Origin of the sequence: Luteibacter sp. 1214 (assembly GCF_031455395.1) — a bacterium.
Taxonomy (GTDB): domain Bacteria; phylum Pseudomonadota; class Gammaproteobacteria; order Xanthomonadales; family Rhodanobacteraceae; genus Luteibacter; species Luteibacter mycovicinus.
The window spans coordinates 101855-118752 of sequence record NZ_JAVDSQ010000002.1; the positions used below are offsets into that span (position 1 = coordinate 101855).

General features: G+C 66.2%; 12 protein-coding genes and 1 riboswitch. Of the genes, 3 read left to right on the forward strand and 9 right to left on the reverse strand.

Going from position 1 to position 16898, the window contains the following annotated elements; genetic code table 11:
* Positions 1-28: 28 nt before the first annotated feature.
* From J2X57_RS05085 to J2X57_RS05095, 3 genes are all read right to left on the reverse strand, one after another.
* Complete coding sequence (locus J2X57_RS05085) at positions 29-955, reverse strand: LysR substrate-binding domain-containing protein (RefSeq protein WP_309864595.1); 927 nt, start codon at positions 953-955, stop codon at positions 29-31.
* A 46-nt stretch (positions 956-1001) separates the two neighbouring features.
* Positions 1002-2354 carry a carbohydrate porin gene (locus tag J2X57_RS05090; RefSeq protein ID WP_309864598.1) on the reverse strand — a complete coding sequence of 451 codons (1353 nt, stop codon included), beginning with the start codon at positions 2352-2354 and terminating at the stop codon, positions 1002-1004.
* Between the two features lie 165 nt (positions 2355-2519).
* Positions 2520-3524: a hypothetical protein gene (locus J2X57_RS05095; protein ID WP_309864601.1), complete on the reverse strand. Its 1005-nt coding sequence runs from the start codon at positions 3522-3524 to the stop codon at positions 2520-2522.
* Between the two features lie 159 nt (positions 3525-3683).
* On the opposite strand from J2X57_RS05095, the gene J2X57_RS05100 reads away from it, so the two are divergent.
* Positions 3684-6023 (forward strand): FdhF/YdeP family oxidoreductase, encoded by a 2340-nt coding sequence (locus J2X57_RS05100; protein WP_051943311.1) that lies wholly within the window; start codon positions 3684-3686, stop codon positions 6021-6023.
* Positions 6024-6057: 34 nt separating this feature from the next.
* Complete coding sequence (fdhD, locus tag J2X57_RS05105; RefSeq protein ID WP_309864605.1) at positions 6058-6822, forward strand: formate dehydrogenase accessory sulfurtransferase FdhD; 765 nt, start codon at positions 6058-6060, stop codon at positions 6820-6822.
* A gap of 28 nt (positions 6823-6850) precedes the next feature.
* On the opposite strand, the gene J2X57_RS05110 is transcribed toward fdhD, so the two are convergent.
* From J2X57_RS05110 to J2X57_RS05130, 5 genes are all read right to left on the reverse strand, one after another.
* Positions 6851-7189 (reverse strand): hypothetical protein, encoded by a 339-nt coding sequence (locus J2X57_RS05110; RefSeq protein WP_309864608.1) that lies wholly within the window; start codon positions 7187-7189, stop codon positions 6851-6853.
* A complete protein-coding gene (locus J2X57_RS05115; RefSeq protein WP_309864611.1) occupies positions 7186-7719 on the reverse strand; it encodes a molybdenum cofactor guanylyltransferase in 534 nt (177 codons plus the stop codon). Before J2X57_RS05115 ends, J2X57_RS05110 begins: the two co-directional genes overlap by 4 nt.
* Entirely contained in the window at positions 7716-8912 is a 1197-nt protein-coding gene (locus tag J2X57_RS05120; RefSeq protein WP_309864613.1) for a molybdopterin molybdotransferase MoeA, read from the reverse strand. Before J2X57_RS05120 ends, J2X57_RS05115 begins: the two co-directional genes overlap by 4 nt.
* Before the next feature lie 154 nt (positions 8913-9066).
* Positions 9067-11142, reverse strand: coding sequence for an elongation factor G (fusA, locus tag J2X57_RS05125; RefSeq protein ID WP_309864615.1), 2076 nt, complete (start codon positions 11140-11142; stop codon positions 9067-9069).
* A gap of 526 nt (positions 11143-11668) precedes the next feature.
* Positions 11669-14056 carry a membrane-bound PQQ-dependent dehydrogenase, glucose/quinate/shikimate family gene (locus tag J2X57_RS05130; protein ID WP_309864618.1) on the reverse strand — a complete coding sequence of 796 codons (2388 nt, stop codon included), beginning with the start codon at positions 14054-14056 and terminating at the stop codon, positions 11669-11671.
* A 137-nt stretch (positions 14057-14193) separates the two neighbouring features.
* Between J2X57_RS05130 and J2X57_RS05135 the strand changes: the two genes are divergently transcribed.
* Positions 14194-15174, forward strand: coding sequence for an aldo/keto reductase (locus J2X57_RS05135; protein ID WP_309864621.1), 981 nt, complete (start codon positions 14194-14196; stop codon positions 15172-15174).
* A gap of 21 nt (positions 15175-15195) precedes the next feature.
* Here the strand turns inward: J2X57_RS05135 and J2X57_RS05140 are convergent, their stop codons facing one another.
* Positions 15196-16497, reverse strand: a complete 1302-nt coding sequence (locus J2X57_RS05140) for a glycosyltransferase (protein WP_308846210.1) — start codon at positions 16495-16497, stop codon at positions 15196-15198.
* A 90-nt stretch (positions 16498-16587) separates the two neighbouring features.
* Positions 16588-16805, forward strand: a riboswitch (cobalamin riboswitch).
* Positions 16806-16898: the final 93 nt, after the last annotated feature.

Below are 16898 nucleotides of genomic sequence, written 5' to 3' on the forward strand. Positions count from 1 at the left end.
CAAGTCTTGCGTATTGTGCATTGCAGCATCAAATCGGCGGATCCAGCTTGCCTTCGGCTATCAGCTCGTCGACCAGCAGCAGCGCGCGTTCCGTGATCGGACTCATCGGTCGCTGCGTGGGTGTCGCGACCACCAGCCGGGTCACGATATTGGGCATCACGATCGGCACGGCATGCAGGTCATGCGGCCCACGCCGCGACAGCACCGCATTACGCGAAAGCACGCCGTAGCCCACCCCGCGTTCGACCAGATCGAGCAGCGAGCGCACCGAGTCGATTTCCAGCCTTACGTCCAGCGAAACGCCGTAACGCGCCGCGTCCGCCTCGATCAGCTGACGGACGGAATGCAGCGGCGAAGGGATGACCAGCGGGTACTGACCCAGCGTGGCAAGGGGGACATTCTCGGGCATCGAATGCCCGTCTTTCCGGCTGCCGATCAGGTAGAGCTCTTCGGAATGCACATGTCGGAAACGCATGTTCGCATTGACCGACGGGTTGTACAGCAAGGCGCAATCGAGGCGGCCGAGCTGCAGCCATTCCAGCAGGCTGGCGCTCAGCGCCTCCACCACGCTGATCTGCGCGGCGGGATAGCGTTCACGAAAACGCATCACCAGATCCACGGTGAGCAGGCTGCCCACACTGGGCGGCAGACCGATGGCGATCTTGCCGCCGAACACGCCGCGAGCCTGTCCGAGCTGCATGCGCGCGACCTCCACCTGACGGAGGATGCCGCGACCGTGTTCTACCAGTTCGCGCCCCGCATCGGTAGCCACGACCCCGCGTCCGTTGCGCTCGAGCAGGTGCGTGCCCAGCTCGATCTCGAGCTGACGGACCTGTCGACTGAGCAGGGACTGCGAAACGTCGAGCGTGGCTGCCGCACGCGTGAGGCTGCCGAATTCGACGATGCGGATGAAGCTCTGCAGGTGTTTCAGGTCCACGGTCGGTTCGCGCGCCATGTCGTGATCAGGACCCGATTATGTGCGCAGATGCGTGCAGGCTGCCTCACGGGCTGCCGATGCCGCCCAGGTTGACCATCACGCGAAGTCCGACAACGATGGCATTCGCCGGAACGCGCCTGACGCCTACGGTGTTGCCGAGAATGTCCGGATGCACGATGTACTGCAGATTGGGAACCAGACTCACCACCGGGAGGAGCTTGTAGCTGTAGTTGAGTTCGGTCATCCATTCGTTACGATCGAACCGCGCGTCGGTACCGCTGTTTCTGTGGATGAGGTCGTCTTCGTAGGCCACCGCTTTGCGACTGAACCGGAAGAGCGTCGCCTGGAATCCCAGCGAGTCGTTGGGACGGCCGGCCGCAAGGCCAGTCCACAGCGCGCCGAATGTCGACTGCAGCGTGTAGTTTTCCGCATTGTCCAGCGGACCGGTCAGTGAACCGAAGATCGCGAGATGGCGAGTATCGGTCGTCGGGTCGGGCTTCCAGATCACTTTGTCCGCGAGCACGTAAAGTCCGTAGCGGCCACCGTCGTAGGTTCGCGCCGTGCCACCCGACAGTGCGCGATGCTGCCCCCGGGTATTCAGTTCCGGATCGGTGAAGTCCGCTGAGTTGTACCAGCCGCCGATTTTCAGATGCCTCGGGTAGGGATCGTTGGCGAAGCTGGTCTCGTAGCCTGTTTCGACCGGGATCATCACACCGGTGGAGTCATTCAGGCCGAGGTTGAGGCCGTTGTTGTTCCTGCGCTCCGGGTTGATCTCGAACGCGCCGATCGACACATATCGCGCATCCGGCTGGTACTTAACGCGGGCGCCCCAGTTCACGTACGGGAAACCGCTGAAACCACCCGACGTATTGGTCAGCTGGAACGGGCAGTCCGGTGCCGAGACGAAGCGACAGCCATACGTCGACCGCGCGAACTGCCAGGTCGCGTTCATCCGTCCGGCGAGCACGTTGAGGTGGCTGCCTGCGAACTGCTGCTCCCATGTCAGGGTTGCCAGCTGCCATTGGCGCTTCGGATACCAGTAGCCCTGAACCTTCTGAATCACGCCGATATCCTCGGCGGCAAGGCTGTGCCCGTAGTAACGGGTGAAGGTGACATGCACTTTGGCGCCTGCGATCCCCGCCAGCCTGGCCATGTCGAGATCGGCACCGCCCACCACGCCGCCGCCGTTGGTTGCGCCGAGCCGCTCGCCACCGCGCACGCTGGCCAACCAGTCGTTGTCCCAGACAAAACGCAGCGAGACGCCCTGGTCGCGAAGTTTGTCGACGGGACCTCGGGTGTCCTTCGCCATTGCCGGCGCCGTCTGCCCCGGCTCCGGTGTACCGGTTGTCGCCTGCGCGTCCACGGCGCCCGTGGCAACGATAGCGAGCAGGACGATGGCGATGCGGTGGAACGTCATGAGCGCAGACCCCCTTCAGACAGCCGGGACACCGGCTGGGCGGGAGCGATGCTGGCGGTGCGGCGGCAGGCGAACAACGCCCGGGCGCGCCTATCAGCTATGCGTAAAACTCATGCCTTGCGTGACGCCATGACTTTGATGCAACGCATCAACCCAATTCTGCGGTCACACCGCGCGCAAAGGGTCGGTCTGCGGCAGTGCCGCATGACGAAGCGCCGGCGGCAATCCGGCATCACCGTATCGCTCGGTGTAGCGCGCGAGCGTCGAAACGAAGGCCTCGTCGGCTCCCCATGAAGCGGCATCCACCTCCACCGACTGCACGTGGACGTGGCTCAGGAGGTCGACACATTCCTGCCGGTAGCCCAGCGCGAGGAAACGCGCGGCGGCGCGGGAGCACTCGCCCAGCGGGGCCGGCGCGTAGCCGTGCGTACCGGGCCGCTCGCAGATCATTCCGGCGCCCGTCGCGCACGCGAGCTTCAGCTCGAGGACGTCCCGGAGACGTTCGTCGAAATCCTCACCCTTGTAGCGGCAACGGTCGCTCCACCAGGTCCAGTAATGAATGGTGTCACCGAGACCGTGCAGCGTGTCCGCGATCAGCGCCGGACCGCCGTCCAGCGGCGCGGCGGCGATGACCAGCGCCGCACTCTGCCCCGCGCGGAGGTGCACGGACGCCGAAGCGCACTCGTCGCTGAAATCCAGCAGGTGCGAGCACGCCACGTAGGCGCCGTCGACGGTGCGTCCTTCGAGACCCGGAGCGGCATCCACGGCGAGCCCACACGTGAGGCGGAACGTGACCTCGCCCTCGGTGCAGGTCACGATACGAACGAAACGGCCCGCGGCGACGGCGTCTCCCTGCCCCGGCCGCCCTTCGGCCAGCGCCATGAAGTCGACGACGCGAAGCTCGGCGGCGCCAATGCGCCCCGTGGACTCGATGACGTTGGTACCCGGCACGTACGCCTGATCCCAGACGACGTCGCCGTCCACGTCGAGCAGCAGCAGGGACCGATCGACCCGTGACGACGCCAGCGCGGGCTTCGAGCGATCGAGCGACAGGCACGCCAGGGCGGCGTCGGCGCGCACCCGCCCGAACCCACGCAAGTCGCCGATGGGGAGGCCGCCCGAAGGTGTCAGGCCCTCATGCAGCATGGTGGCCGGCTGTTGTGCTTGCACGTCGGTTCTTCCTGGCGCCTGGGGAGGGACGCCGAGCGGCGCGGAGGTTGGGCCAGCGACCGGCAAGGCGACGTGAACACGCCGTACCTTCGTTCAATTTCGCCGGACGCAGCGGGGCGTAGAATGAGAAAAGGCGTGGGTACCCAACAGGTGACAGGCATGAGTGACAAAGACGTTCCGGGTTTCGAGCCCTACGACGGCCCGGCAGGCGGATGGGGCGCCCTGGGTGCCGTAGCCCGCGCCCTCAGCGGCCAGATGGCGATCGCGCGCGAATCCATCGCCTTGCACAAGGTCAACCAGCCCCAGGGTTTCGATTGTCCGGGCTGCGCATGGCCCGATCCGAAGGAAACCTCGTCGTTCGAGTTCTGCGAGAACGGCGCCAAGGCCGTGTCGTGGGAAGCGACGGCCAAGCGCGTGAAGCCGGAATTCTTTGCGACGAACAAGGTCGCCGATCTGTGGAATCTCACCGACTACACCCTCGAGGGGCTGGGTCGGCTGACCCATCCCCTCGTTTACGACCACGCCAGCGATACCTACCAGCCGATCGGGTGGGACGCCGCGTTCGAGCGCATCGGCGCGGCGCTGCGTGCGCTGCCCGACCCGGATATGGCCGAGTTCTACACCTCCGGGCGCGCGTCCAACGAAGCGGCATTTCTGTACCAGCTGTTCGTCCGTGAGTTCGGCACCAACAATTTCCCCGACTGCTCGAACATGTGCCACGAAGCCACCAGCGTGGGCCTGCCGCAGTCGCTGGGGTCGGGCAAGGGCACGGTGACGCTCGACGACTTCGAACACTGTGACGCCATCTTCTGCATCGGCCACAACCCGGGCACCAACCATCCGCGCATGCTGTCCACGCTGCGCGAGGCGTCGCTACGCGGTGTGCCCATCGTCGTGCTCAATCCCCTACCCGAGCGCGGCCTGGAGCGATTCACCTCACCGCAGCATCCGGTCGAGATGATCACCAACCGTTCGGTGCGCATCGCCTCGACCTATTACAAGCTGAAGATCGGCGGCGATGTGGCCGTGCTCAAGGGCATGATGAAGTACCTCCTGGTCGAGGACGCGAAGGCGCTGGCGGAAGGCATGCCTGGCGTCATCGATCGCGACTTCATCGAGGCGAACACCGGCGGTTTCGACGCGCTGGTCGCCGATGTGGAAGCCACCGAATGGCATGCGATCGAACGCAAGTCGGGCCTGACCCGCGCGGAGATCGAACACGCCGCCGGGATCTACGCCAGGGCCAGCAAGGTCATCGTCTGCTACGGCATGGGCATCACGCAGCATGCCCACGGCACCGAGAATGTCCAGCAGATCGCCAACCTGCTGCTCATGCGCGGCAACATCGGCCGGGAAGGTGCGGGCATCTGCCCGCTGCGTGGGCATAGCAACGTGCAGGGCGATCGCACGGTGGGCATCACCGAGAAGCCTAACGCGGCCCTCAATGAGGGCATCCGTAAGACCTACGGTTTCGAACCGCCGGTCGAACACGGCCACGATGCGGTCGCGGCCGTCATCGCTATCCGCGAAGGGCGTTCGAAGGCGCTGGTCGCACTCGGCGGCAACCTGGCCGTCGCCATGCCTGACACGGAAGAAACCTTCGCCGCGATGCGCGGCCTCGACCTCGCCGTGCATATCGCGACCAAGCTCAATCGATCGCACCTGATCATTGCGAAGGAGTCGCTGATCCTGCCCTGCCTCGGCCGTACGGAACTCGACGAGCAGGCCACGGGGCCGCAGGCGGTCACCGTGGAAGATTCGATGTCCATGGTGCATGCGTCGGCGGGAACGCTCACGCCCGCATCGGAGCATCTGCGCTCCGAGCCCTGGATCGTGCGCGGTATCGCCAAAGCGACCCTGCCCGATACAAAGGTCGACTGGGACCGCCTCGTCGGCGATTACAACCTCATCCGCGACGACATCGAGAAGGTCTTTCCGATCTTCTACGACTTCAACAAGCGCGTGAACGTGCCGGGCGGCTTTCGTCTTCGCGTCGCCGCCAGCGAGCGTGCCTGGGATACACCGGACAAGCGTGCGCAGTTCCTGATCGCGCGCGGTCTGGACGAAGACGAGCCGCTGGGCGACGACGACCTGATGCTCACGACGATCCGCTCGCACGACCAGTACAACACGACGATTTACGGCCTCAACGACCGCTACCGCGGCGTGACCGGCCGACGCGACGTCATCTTCATGCACGAGAAAGATCTCGCCGCGCGCGGGCTCAGGCAGGGCGATCGCATCGATGTCTTCGCCACAGGGGTCAACGTGGCCGATGGTAAGGAGCGCGCCGTACGCGGCTTCACGGCCGTGGCCTTCGACATCGCCGAGGGTTCGGTGGCGATGTATTACCCCGAAGGAAATGCACTGATCGCGCTCGAGAGTCACGATCGCCGCTCGGGCACACCGGCGTACAAGTCGGTACCGGTGCGTATCGTGGCTTCCACCCTGCCGGCGGATCCGCGCGACAAACGCAAGGCATCGCATGCGGTCGCCTGATCGCCCGCCGCCTGCGGGATGCGCGACGCGGCCCGTGCTCCGTTACGAGCGCGGCCAGGCGACGGAAGATGACGACCGGCTTGCCGAAGAGGTGCCTGTCGCGATGCATTTCGACGGGCGGCCGTTCGCGGTGATGATGGCGACGCCGTGCGATCTCGAGGATTTCGCGCGCGGGTTCGCGTTGACGGAAGGCCGGGTCGCTTCGATCGACGACATCGTCTCCGTCGAGGTGAGTGAGGTGCTCGAGGGCATCACGGTGGATGTGCGGACGGTGGGAGCCACCCGTTCCGGCAATACGCGCCGCGGTGAACTCCCCGGGCGCAGCGGCTGCGGCATCTGCGGCAGCCGCGAACTCGAGGACGTGGTCCGCCACCCGGGCCCCGTCGGTTCAGGCCCCACGATCACCCCCGCCGCCATCGAACACGCTCTCGAACTACTCCGCGCCTCGCAACCCATCAACGCCTTCACCGGCTCCGTTCACGCCGCTGCCTGGGCCCTCCTCGACGGCACGCTGATCCACGTTCGCGAGGACGTCGGCCGGCATAATGCGCTCGACAAACTCATCGGCGTCCTGCTGACGTCCCGCGTGGATACCAACCAGGGTTTTGTCGCGATCACCAGCCGGGCCAGCTACGAAATGGTGACCAAGGCGGCGGTCGCGGGCATCACCGTGGTGGTCGCCATCTCCGCGCCCACCGCGCTGGCGGTCCACCTCGCCGCGGATTGCGGCGTCACCCTGGTGGGCTTTGCACGACCGGGACGTTTCAACGTCTACACACGCCCCCAGCGCATCGTGTAATCAGCACCGACGCGTGACGCGCGATGGATCAGCCCCGGCGTCGACGCAGGCTGTCTTTCACGTCCACATCGAAACGCACCGTCGTCGCGACCGTATCGTATCCAGGGATATCGAAGACCAGACCGTCCTTGCTGGGCAGACGCGACTGCAAGTCTTCAAGCGCCAGCCGCGGTACTTCCATCCGCCACTCGTGTGCATTGCCCGACAGCCCACACACCACGGCGTCGGTCGCATCGACGGCGTAGCGCATGGTGAATACCGTGCCGAAGGCTGTCGAACCGAGCAACGCGACGTCCTGCAACAGTTCGCTCAGTTCGTCCTCGTCGATGCGCACGCGGATCATGTCGTTCTCCATTTGCACTCTCATGCGTTCGCCTCACGCCATTCGTCGGGGGTGTTGCAGTTGACCAGCAGGCGCGTGTCCAGTGTGTCGATCGCGAGTCGCGCCGCACCCAGACAGGATTGCAGGGCCGATACGGAGCAGGTCCTTCCGGGCTGCGTCATGAGTTCGGCCAGCGCCGTGCGCGAGGCGCCGTCGAGCGTCATGCGCATAGGCAACGGGTAGCCGTGCCACACCGTCGTGCGCTCTGAGCGGGCGGCAATCAGCGGCTCCAGCAAGGCATGACTCAGCCGGGGCATATCTACCGGAACGACCAGCAGCTCGCCATCCGGCAGATATTCCACCGCGCTGGCGATGCCGCCGACGGGCCCGCTGCGCGGCCACCGGTCAGGTATCCCGCCGGGCCGGTCGCCGCTCACCGCCACGATCGTCGCACCGACGGCGCGTAGCGCCGTGGCCGTCCGTTGCAATAACGTGCGCCCTTCGATGATCAGCGACGCCTTGTCGGCCCCCATGCGCGAGGACAAGCCACCCGCCAGGATGAGGCCGACGATCACGGCGCATCCGCCGGATCGAGCGGCCAGGCGTCAGCCGTATCGCCGAATGCGTCGGCGGCGCTCAACCACACATCCGCCTGTGTAAATGGCACGATGCGATAGGCCGCTTGTGCCTGCATCAGGCGAATGGCTTCGAGGCCATCGACATCGCTGACGCGTTGGCCAAGGGCAAAATGATGCATGCCCTGGCGCATACCGACGCTCTCGCTCACGCGAACCCGCTGCGACCGCTCGGCCCCGAGACCCGCCATGGCACGAAGTACCGGAGCGACGAAGAAACGATAGCCGACGGCCACCGCGATCGGATTGCCGGGCAAGCTGACCACCATCGGCCCGTGATCGAAGCGCGCGGCAAGCAACGGCTTACCCGGGCGCATGGCCACCTTGTGAAAAAGCGTCGTTGCGCCCAGCGAAGCCAGCGCCGAGGGAACGAAGTCGAAGCGTCCCGCGGACACGGCTCCCGTCGTGACGATGAGATCCGCCCCCGCCTGGAGAGCGTCGCGCACCGCCTCGTGGAATGCGTCGCCGATATCCGGGACGCGACGACGGAACAGGAGCTCGGCGCCCCAGCGAACGAGGCTTGCCGCGAGAAACGGACCGTTGGAATCGTGGATGCCACCGGGCGGCAGCGGCCCGACGGGATGCAGTTCGCTGCCGGTGGTGATGATCGCCACACGTGGCCGACGGGCGACGTCGACCGTTTCGACACCCAGTGCCGCCAGCAACATGATGGCCGCCGCATCGATGCGCCGCCCGATACCCAACGCGAGGCTACCTGCCTCGATGTCGCTACCGGCCGCACGCACGTTCTGCCCGCGGCGTTCGTCGATGGTGAAGCGAACGATACCTCCGCTGCGCTCACACCGCTCGACAGGGACGACGGTGTCGAACCCGGCGGGCATCCGTGCGCCGGTGGCGATTTCGCAGCACTGGGCATCCGGATAGCCTTCGGCGCCGTCGCCTGCCGCGTGCATCGCCGCGATCGCATAAGTCGCACCCGCGGCGATCGTCTCACCGGGTGCGCGTAGTGCGTATCCGTCCATGGCGGCGTTATCGAAGCCTGGGAGGGACATCGGGCTGACGATGTCGGCGGCGAGAATGCGTCCTGCCGCCGTGTCGACCGTGACGCGCTCGCTCTCCAGCTGGCGGGATTCGGCGAGAAGGAGGTCGAGTGCGTCAGGGTAGGAAATCATGGGAGAAGGGTAACCCTTCGCGGGGCGCAGAGCATCGGTGACAGGATTGGCTCCCATCAGAAGGCGGGCGATCTGAGGAAGGTGCCTCGGTCGATCCCAAATCCGTTGGGAGCCAGCCTGCTGGCGATGCTCCGCCAGCAGGCCCGCCCGCCATTTACGCCGAACGGCGCGACGCCTCCTGCACCGTCGCCGGGCGATACGCCTCGAAAGCCACCGTTGCCGACGCACGCCCCTGGCTCAGCGAACGCAACGCGGTGCTGTAGCCATCGAGCTGCGCCAGCGGCACGTCGGCTTCGATCTCGGTTCGCTCCTGCGTATCGGCGAGGTGGACGATTTGCCCACCGCGACGCTGCAGGTCGCCCAGTACGTCACCGACCGCCGCGCCCGGCGTCGACACCGACACGCGCATCACCGGCTCCAGCAGCACCGTACCGGTCGCTTCCAGCGCCGACTTCACCGCGATCTGGGCCGCTCGATGGAACGCGGCCTCGTTCGAGTCCACCGCATGGGCCTGACCGTCGAGCACGATCACTTCCGCACCGACCACCGGGTAACCACGCGGACCTTCGAGCAGTGCCGAATGCGCACCCTTCTCCACCGCCGACTGGAACTGCTTCGGAATGACGCCGCCGGTCGTCTTGTCGACAAACCGGTTGACATCCTCGCCGGTCGGCGCCAGAGACAGCACCACGCGTGCGTACTGACCGCTGCCGCCCGTCTGCTTGGCCAGTTTGCCCTCGACCGGGCCCGAGGCCTTCGCGGGGGTTTCCTGGTACGCCACGCGTGGAGAACCGGTGCGCACCTGCACACCCCACTCGCGACGCAGCCGCTCGACCATCACTTCGAGGTGCAGCTCGCCCATACCCCAGACCAGCGTCTCGCCGGTTTCAGGATCGGTGCTCACGCGGAAGGAAGGATCCTCCTGCGCGAGGCGCGCCAGGCCATTCCCGAGCTTGAGCAGATCGGCCGAGCGTTCGGGCGACAGTCGCCAGGACAATACCGCCGGCTGCGCCTGGATCGTTTCCAGCCGCACGTGGCGATGCGAGTCCGACAAGGTTTCGCCTGTCGCGACGTCTTTCCAGCCGGCAATCGCGACGATGTCGCCCGCCTCGGCGGCGTCCACCGCTTCGGTATCTTCCGCACGCACGACCGCCAGGCGGCCGACCCGCTGCACGCGATCGGTGCCGCTGCGCCACACGGCATCGCCGACGTGCAGGCGACCCGAATACACGCGCACGAAGGCCAGCGGACCATGCGCCTGGTTGACCACCTTGAAGACGAGCGCAGCCAGCGGTGCGTTCGCGTCGGGGGCCAGCGAGACGTCGCCGTTATCGGTGTGCGCGACGACGGACGGTCGATCCAGGGGCGACGGCAGATACGCGACGAAGGCATCGAGCAACGGCTCGATACCGACATTGCGGAACGCCGACCCCGGCAATACCGGGGAGCCGAGGCCCGCCAGCGTGCCACGACGCAGCGCCGCCGTGAGGACGTCGGCATCGATCGGCTGTTCCGCCAGCCAGAGTTCGGCAAGCGTTTCGTCACGGTCCGCCACGGCGGCCACGAGTTCGGCGCGTGCGTCGGCATGGGCGGCACGTTCCGTCCCGTCCCAGCCGTGCACGCTCGGCGTGCCGTCGTCATCGAAACGCCATGTGCGTTCGCCGACGAGATCGACGAGACCGGTCATGTGCTCGCCCTCGATCACCGGACGCGCGACGACCCACGGATTGGCACCGAGTTTGTCGCGCATCTGTGCGACCACCGCATCGAAATCCGCGCCCGGGCGGTCCATCTTGTTGACGAAGGCCATCAACGGTACGCCATGCCGGCGCGCCTGGCGCCATACGGTTTCCGATTGCGGCTGCACGCCGGCGACGCCCGAGAACACGGTCACCGCACCGTCGAGCACGCGCAGCGAACGTTCGACCTCGATCGCGAAGTCGATGTGCCCGGGCGTATCGATGAGGGTCAGCCGATGCGGCAGGTCACCTTGCGGGGTCCAGTTCGCGCGCACGGCCGCGGCGCCGATCGTGATGCCACGCTCGCGCTCGAGCTCCATATGGTCGGTGGTGGTCGCGCCGTCGTGCACCTCACCGGTGCGATGGATCGTACCGGTCTTGTAGAGAAGCCGCTCGGTGAGCGTGGTCTTGCCCGCGTCGACGTGCGCGATGATGCCGAGATTGCGCCAGCGGCCGACGGGAATGGTGGTTTCGCGAGTGGTGGTACTCATGGCTAACGATGTCCTGATGGGATCGCCAGGGGCTCGAAGAAGAGGTTCCGAGCGAGGCACTCCCCGATCCGACGACCGCCGCCCCTGGCAGAGCAGGACGGGTCAGGATCGGGGGTCGCGGCTGTTCTTCATGACACGGAGACTCCGGTAAAGGCCTGGAAACGGCGGATTTGGTCGAATGCGAGACAAAAAAAAGCACCCTTGCGGGTGCTTTCGAATCTTCGAGGCCGGGCGCCGTCTTACGACAGCGTTCCACCTTGCACGGAGCGCGCGCACCCGCGACGCGCCCCAGAGGCGATCGGTAGGTCGAGCATCAAATCGTGCTTGCAGCGGAACATGGCGTGGCTCTCGTGGTGAGGTGCGGATCTTACGCCTCGTCGGCGTTGTGCGCACTAGGTAGGGATGGTTGGTGAGGTTTCAAGGCCTTGCTGCGCGGGAATCGCCGGCAGGGCCGGCTCCTACCTGTCTGCGGTGACCCGGGCGGGTTCCGCGGAGAGGTAGGAGCCGGCCCTGCCGGCGACGCTCTTCAAGGCAACGCGTAAGCCACCACGTAATCACCCGACTTGGTTCCCAGCCCGCTGTGCCCGCCCGCGGCGATCACCACGTACTGCTTTCCGCCGACCGAGTACGACATCGGATTCGCCTGCCCACCCGCCGGCAGACGTGCCTGCCAGAGGACCTTGCCCGTCCGCTCGTCCATCGCACGAATGTAGTTATCCGCCGTGGCACCGATGAACACCAGGCCGCCCTTCGTGGTCATGTTGCCACCGATGTTGAAGATGCCGGTGGGCAGCGGCGCGTTCGTATGCGTGCCGAACGGACCGGTGTCGCGCGTCGTGCCGAGCGGGTGCTCCCAGACCAGCTTGTGCGTGACCAGATCGATCGCCGCCAGTGTGCCCCACGGCGGCGGATTGCACGGCACGCCCAGCGGGTTCAGCCACGGATGTACCTTGCCGACATAAGGCGTGCCGTACTGCGGTGCCAGACCGCCGCCGACCTTCGGCTCGTCACCGGTGCCGTCCCACGGCTTCACGTAGCCCTTCTGTTCCGCCGGCTGGCGCGGCGCGAGGCTGATGATGAAGGGGATGTAGTTCGCGTTGGCGATGATCAGCTTGTTATACGGATCGATCGAGGCGCCGTGCCAGTCGATCACGCCGTCGAAGGCCGGATAGACGATCGTGTCCTTCAGATGCGGCGGCGTGAACTGACCTTCGTACGCCGCCTTACGGAACTCGATGCGGCACATCAGCTGATCGAACGGCGTCGCGCCCCAGAGCGATTGCTCCGTGAGATCCTTCGGTGTCAGCGACGGCATGCCCACCGAGTACGGCTGAGTGGGCGACGCGAAGTCACCCGGCACCGTGTCGGTCGGCACCTTCTTCTCGGCGACTTCGGTCACCGGCTTGCCGGTGCGGCGATCGAGTACGAAGAACTCGCCGCGCTTGGTCGTCTGTACCAGGGCGGGAATCGTGCCGCCATCGGGACCGGGCAAGTCGACCAGCGACGGACCCGTCGGTACGTCCATGTCCCACAGGTCGTGATGCGTGTTCTGGTAGGTCCACTTCGGCTCGCCGGTTTCGATATCCAGCGCGACCGTCGAACTCGACACCTTCTCGTCGAACGGACGACGATGGCCGCCGAAGTAATCCGGCGTGGCGTTACCCATCGGCAGGTAGACCATGCCCAGATCCGGATCGGCGGTGTACACGCCCCACGCGTTAGGCGTGCCGCGTGTCAGCTGATCGTTCGGACCCGGCGTCCAGTTCTGCGGATCGTGCCCGACGTCCCACGCCCAGACCAGCTTGCCGGAGAGCGGATCGAACGCGCGCACGGCACCCGACGGCTCGCCTTCCGCCTGATTGTCGTAGACCCAGCCACCGAGGATCACGCGATCCTTCAGCACCATCGGCGGCGACGTCACGAAGTGGAAGCCGGCCGGCACATGGCCGAGATACTGCGTCAGCGAAACGAAGCCGTGCTCGCCGAAATCCTCGCAGGGCTTACCGGTATCGGCGTTGAGCGCGAGCACGCGGGCATCGAGTACCGGCGCGATGATGCGACGCGGACAATCGGTCTGCGTGCCCTGCGGCGCTTCGTAATACGCCACGCCGCGACAGGCCAGATAGACGTCCGCATCGGTATTGGCTTTGGGATCGAAGCTCCACTTCTTCGCACCCGTGGCGGCGTCGAAGGCGACCACCCAGCTATGGCCCGTACACACGTAAAGCGTGTCGCCGATCTTGATCGGGGTGTTTTCGAAGTTGAACTCGTGACCCGCGTCGGTACCGCCCTGATCCTCACCCGGACGCATGGTGTCGCCCGTCCGTGCCGTCCAGGCGACCTTGAGGTCCCTGACGTTGGTCGCGTTGATCTGGTCCAGCGGCGAGAAGCGATCGCCCCTGGGTGTGCGGCCGTAGAACTGCCAGTCGCTGTCCGGCACCGAGGCGTCGTGGCCATCCGCCATGTTTCGGATGACCGCTTCGCCCTGCGTGCCGACGGGCTGCATGAAACCCGCCACGCCGAGACCGACGCTGACGATAACGGCCACGATCACCGCGAAGGCGCCACCGCCCGAGGGAGTGAGCTTGCGACGTACCCAGGGCATGACGAGATAAATACCGAGCACCACCGGAACCAGCAGTCGCGGTTCCAGCTGCCAACCCACGAGCCCGACCTCGGTGAACGCCCAGATGGCCGTCCCGAGCAGGATCACGGCATAGAGCCAGAGGGCGCTGGCCGAACCGCGCACGAGCAGGATGCCGGTCGCTACGACCGCGGCGCCAGCGATGAGGTAGTAGAACGAGCCTCCGAGAGCCGCGAGCCACGCTCCGCCTCCCACGAGAAAGAGACCGAGAAGCGCTATGACCACGCCCGTGATACGGGGCGGCCTGCGTGAATAAAGAGTGGACGGCATTTCATGACTCCGGTGGGTGACGCGGCAGGGGCGCGTCGCGTCGAAGCCGCGGTTCGCGCAAATCATAGCCATGGCAGGTATATGCAGCGTCTACATCCGGCCAGTCACAATGGGGCATCCCCCGATGGAGTCTTCGCATGCGCTACATCAAGCTCGGCCGTACCGGCCTGGATATCTCGCCGCTGGTGCTCGGTTGCATGACTTACGGCGTTCCCGACCGCGGAAACCACGCCTGGACGCTGGACGAAGAGCAGAGCCGGCCCTTCATTCGCAAGGCGCTGGACCTGGGCATCAACTTCTTCGACACGGCGAACGCATACTCCGACGGCACGTCCGAACAGATCGTCGGACGTGCCCTGAAAGATTTTGCGAAACGCGACGAGGTGGTGATCGCCACCAAGACCTTCTTCCACTGGCGCAAGGGACCGAACGGCGGCGGCCTGTCGCGCAAGGCGATCTTCCATTCGGTGGACGATTCGCTGGCCCGCCTCGGTACCGACTACATCGACCTGCTGCAGATCCATCGCTACGACCAGACCACGCCCATCGAGGAAACGCTCGAGGCACTGCATGACGTAGTGAAGGCCGGCAAGGTCCGCTACCTCGGCGCCTCGTCGATGTATGCGTGGCAGTTCGCGCAGATGGTTTACACCTCGCGGATGCACGGCTGGACCGAGTTCGTCAGCATGCAGGATCACTACAACCTGCTGCAGCGCGAGGAAGAGCGCGAGATGATTCCGTTCTGCATCGACGAGCACATCGCGGTGTTGCCATGGAGCCCGCTGGCACGCGGACGGCTGACGCGCGACTGGGACGAAGGCAGCGACCGGCAGAAGAGCGATGTCTTCGGCGGCACGCTTTACAACGCCACGGAAGATTCGGATCGCGCCATCGTCGCGGCGGTGAAGAGGGTGGCCGATGCGCGTGGCGTGCCTCGTGCGCAGGTGGCATTGTCGTGGGTGGCGCATCGTGACGGCGTGACCGCGCCGATCGTCGGGGCGTCGAAGCCACAGCATCTCGATGATGCGGTGGCGGCGATCGATCTGGAGCTGACCGAGGAAGAGACGGCAGCTTTGGAGGAGGCTTATACGCCGCGAGCGATCGCAGGGTTCGAGTAAGCGGTGATTGCGGCAGTTCGGCTATGTTGTTGCCATACGGCGGTCTCGCCGCGCCATCGCCTGTTCGATCACATCCGCGGCCAGCGACGCGCCTCGCTCGGCCCGGATGACTTCAGCCGCGCGCTGGGCGCGCAAGGCCACGCCTTCGTCAGTCAGGAGGACGCGCAGCTTCGCCGCCGCCCGGTCAGCGCGGTAACGCGAAGCGGGCAATACATCGCCCACACCCAGCCGAAGCACACGCGCCGCATTGTCAGGCTGATCGAAGCCATGCGGCACCACGAGCGCCGGACACCCCGCGCGCAAACTCTCCTGCGTCGTGCCGACACCCCCGTGGTGTACCACCGCGGAAGCGCGCGGGAACAGCGCACCGTGTGACGCGTATTCCACAGCCATCACCCCGGCTGGCAACGTGTCGGGCAACCGCGCGCGCATCTCGGGCGAGCCGGTGAGCAAGACGGCACGACGTCCGAGCGCGCCTGCCGCCGCCATGCTCTCGCGAAGGAAGGCCTCGCCCGCGTGCACCGCCGCCGATCCCAGCGTAAACACGATCGGCGCGTCACCCGCGTCGAGAAACGCCGACAGCTCCGGGGGAAGGGTTTCGTTGAAGGGCGAGTAACGGCAATAGCCAGTGACCACGCTGTGCGCCGGGGCATCCTGCGGCGCGTGACCCAGCAACGGCGAATACATCGCCAGCACACCATCGCGCGCGTGCTGTCCGCGATGAAACGGATCGCCCCACACCGACACCGGCGCCAGACCCAGCGACTGCCGGAAGCTGCGCACGGCACGTGTCCACGGTGCGGTCACCCGCTCGCCGATCCGGCGCACCCAGGCGCCACGACGCGGCGACGCACGTAAGAAACGGTCGAGTCGCGCCATGCCCGTCGCCGGCGGATCGAAAGCGGAAAGGAACACCGCGGGCGACAGGACGGCGGACAACCACGCCACGCGTGTCGTCTCGCCCAGAATCTGGCCGGCGAAGGCGAGCGTCGAGGTGACGATCGCATCGGCCTCCAGACATACCGGCGCCAGCGCGCGGTAGCTCGCGGCGACATCCTCGGCGGCGAGGTCACGTACGACGAAGCGCGGACCGCGCAGCGGATGGAACGCCCGGGCAGCGAAGGCGGCCTTGTCCTCGGGCTCCGCGATCCCGCTGGCAAGGACGAACCTCAGCCCGGCCTCCGCCACCGCCTCGCGATGAATCGCATGGGCACCGATGGTGACCCGATGGCCCCGCGCCGCCAGCTCCCGCCCCACGGACAGGAACGGAAACAGGTCACCCTGCGATCCCACCGTCGCCATCACGATGTGCCTTGCCGCCATGCCTTACTCCCGATGCCCTGGCGCATCGTCGCGGGCGACATGTCGACGCGATGCATGCCTGGCTCGTTGACCTGCCCCGTCCGTAGGGCTAACCTCTGGGCCGCCAGCGGTCTTTATCTCTCTATTCGAATAGAAGGATAAAAGCTAAGAGGGAAGCCGGTGAGAATCCGGCGCTGCCCCGCAGCGGTATGTGGAGACGAGCGCGTCATCAGCACTGGATCGATGGCGATCCGGGAAGCGACACGCAAGGCGGCACCCAGGTGCCACATCCACGAGCCCGAAGACCTGCCGCCGGCCTGGGCGCGCGTGCCGTCATGGGTGCGTGTGCCCTGCCCGACCTGGGCCGTCGCGTTCGCGCGAGGGTCCGGTTCGCCCGCGGGGGCGAAGGTCGACGGCAAGCC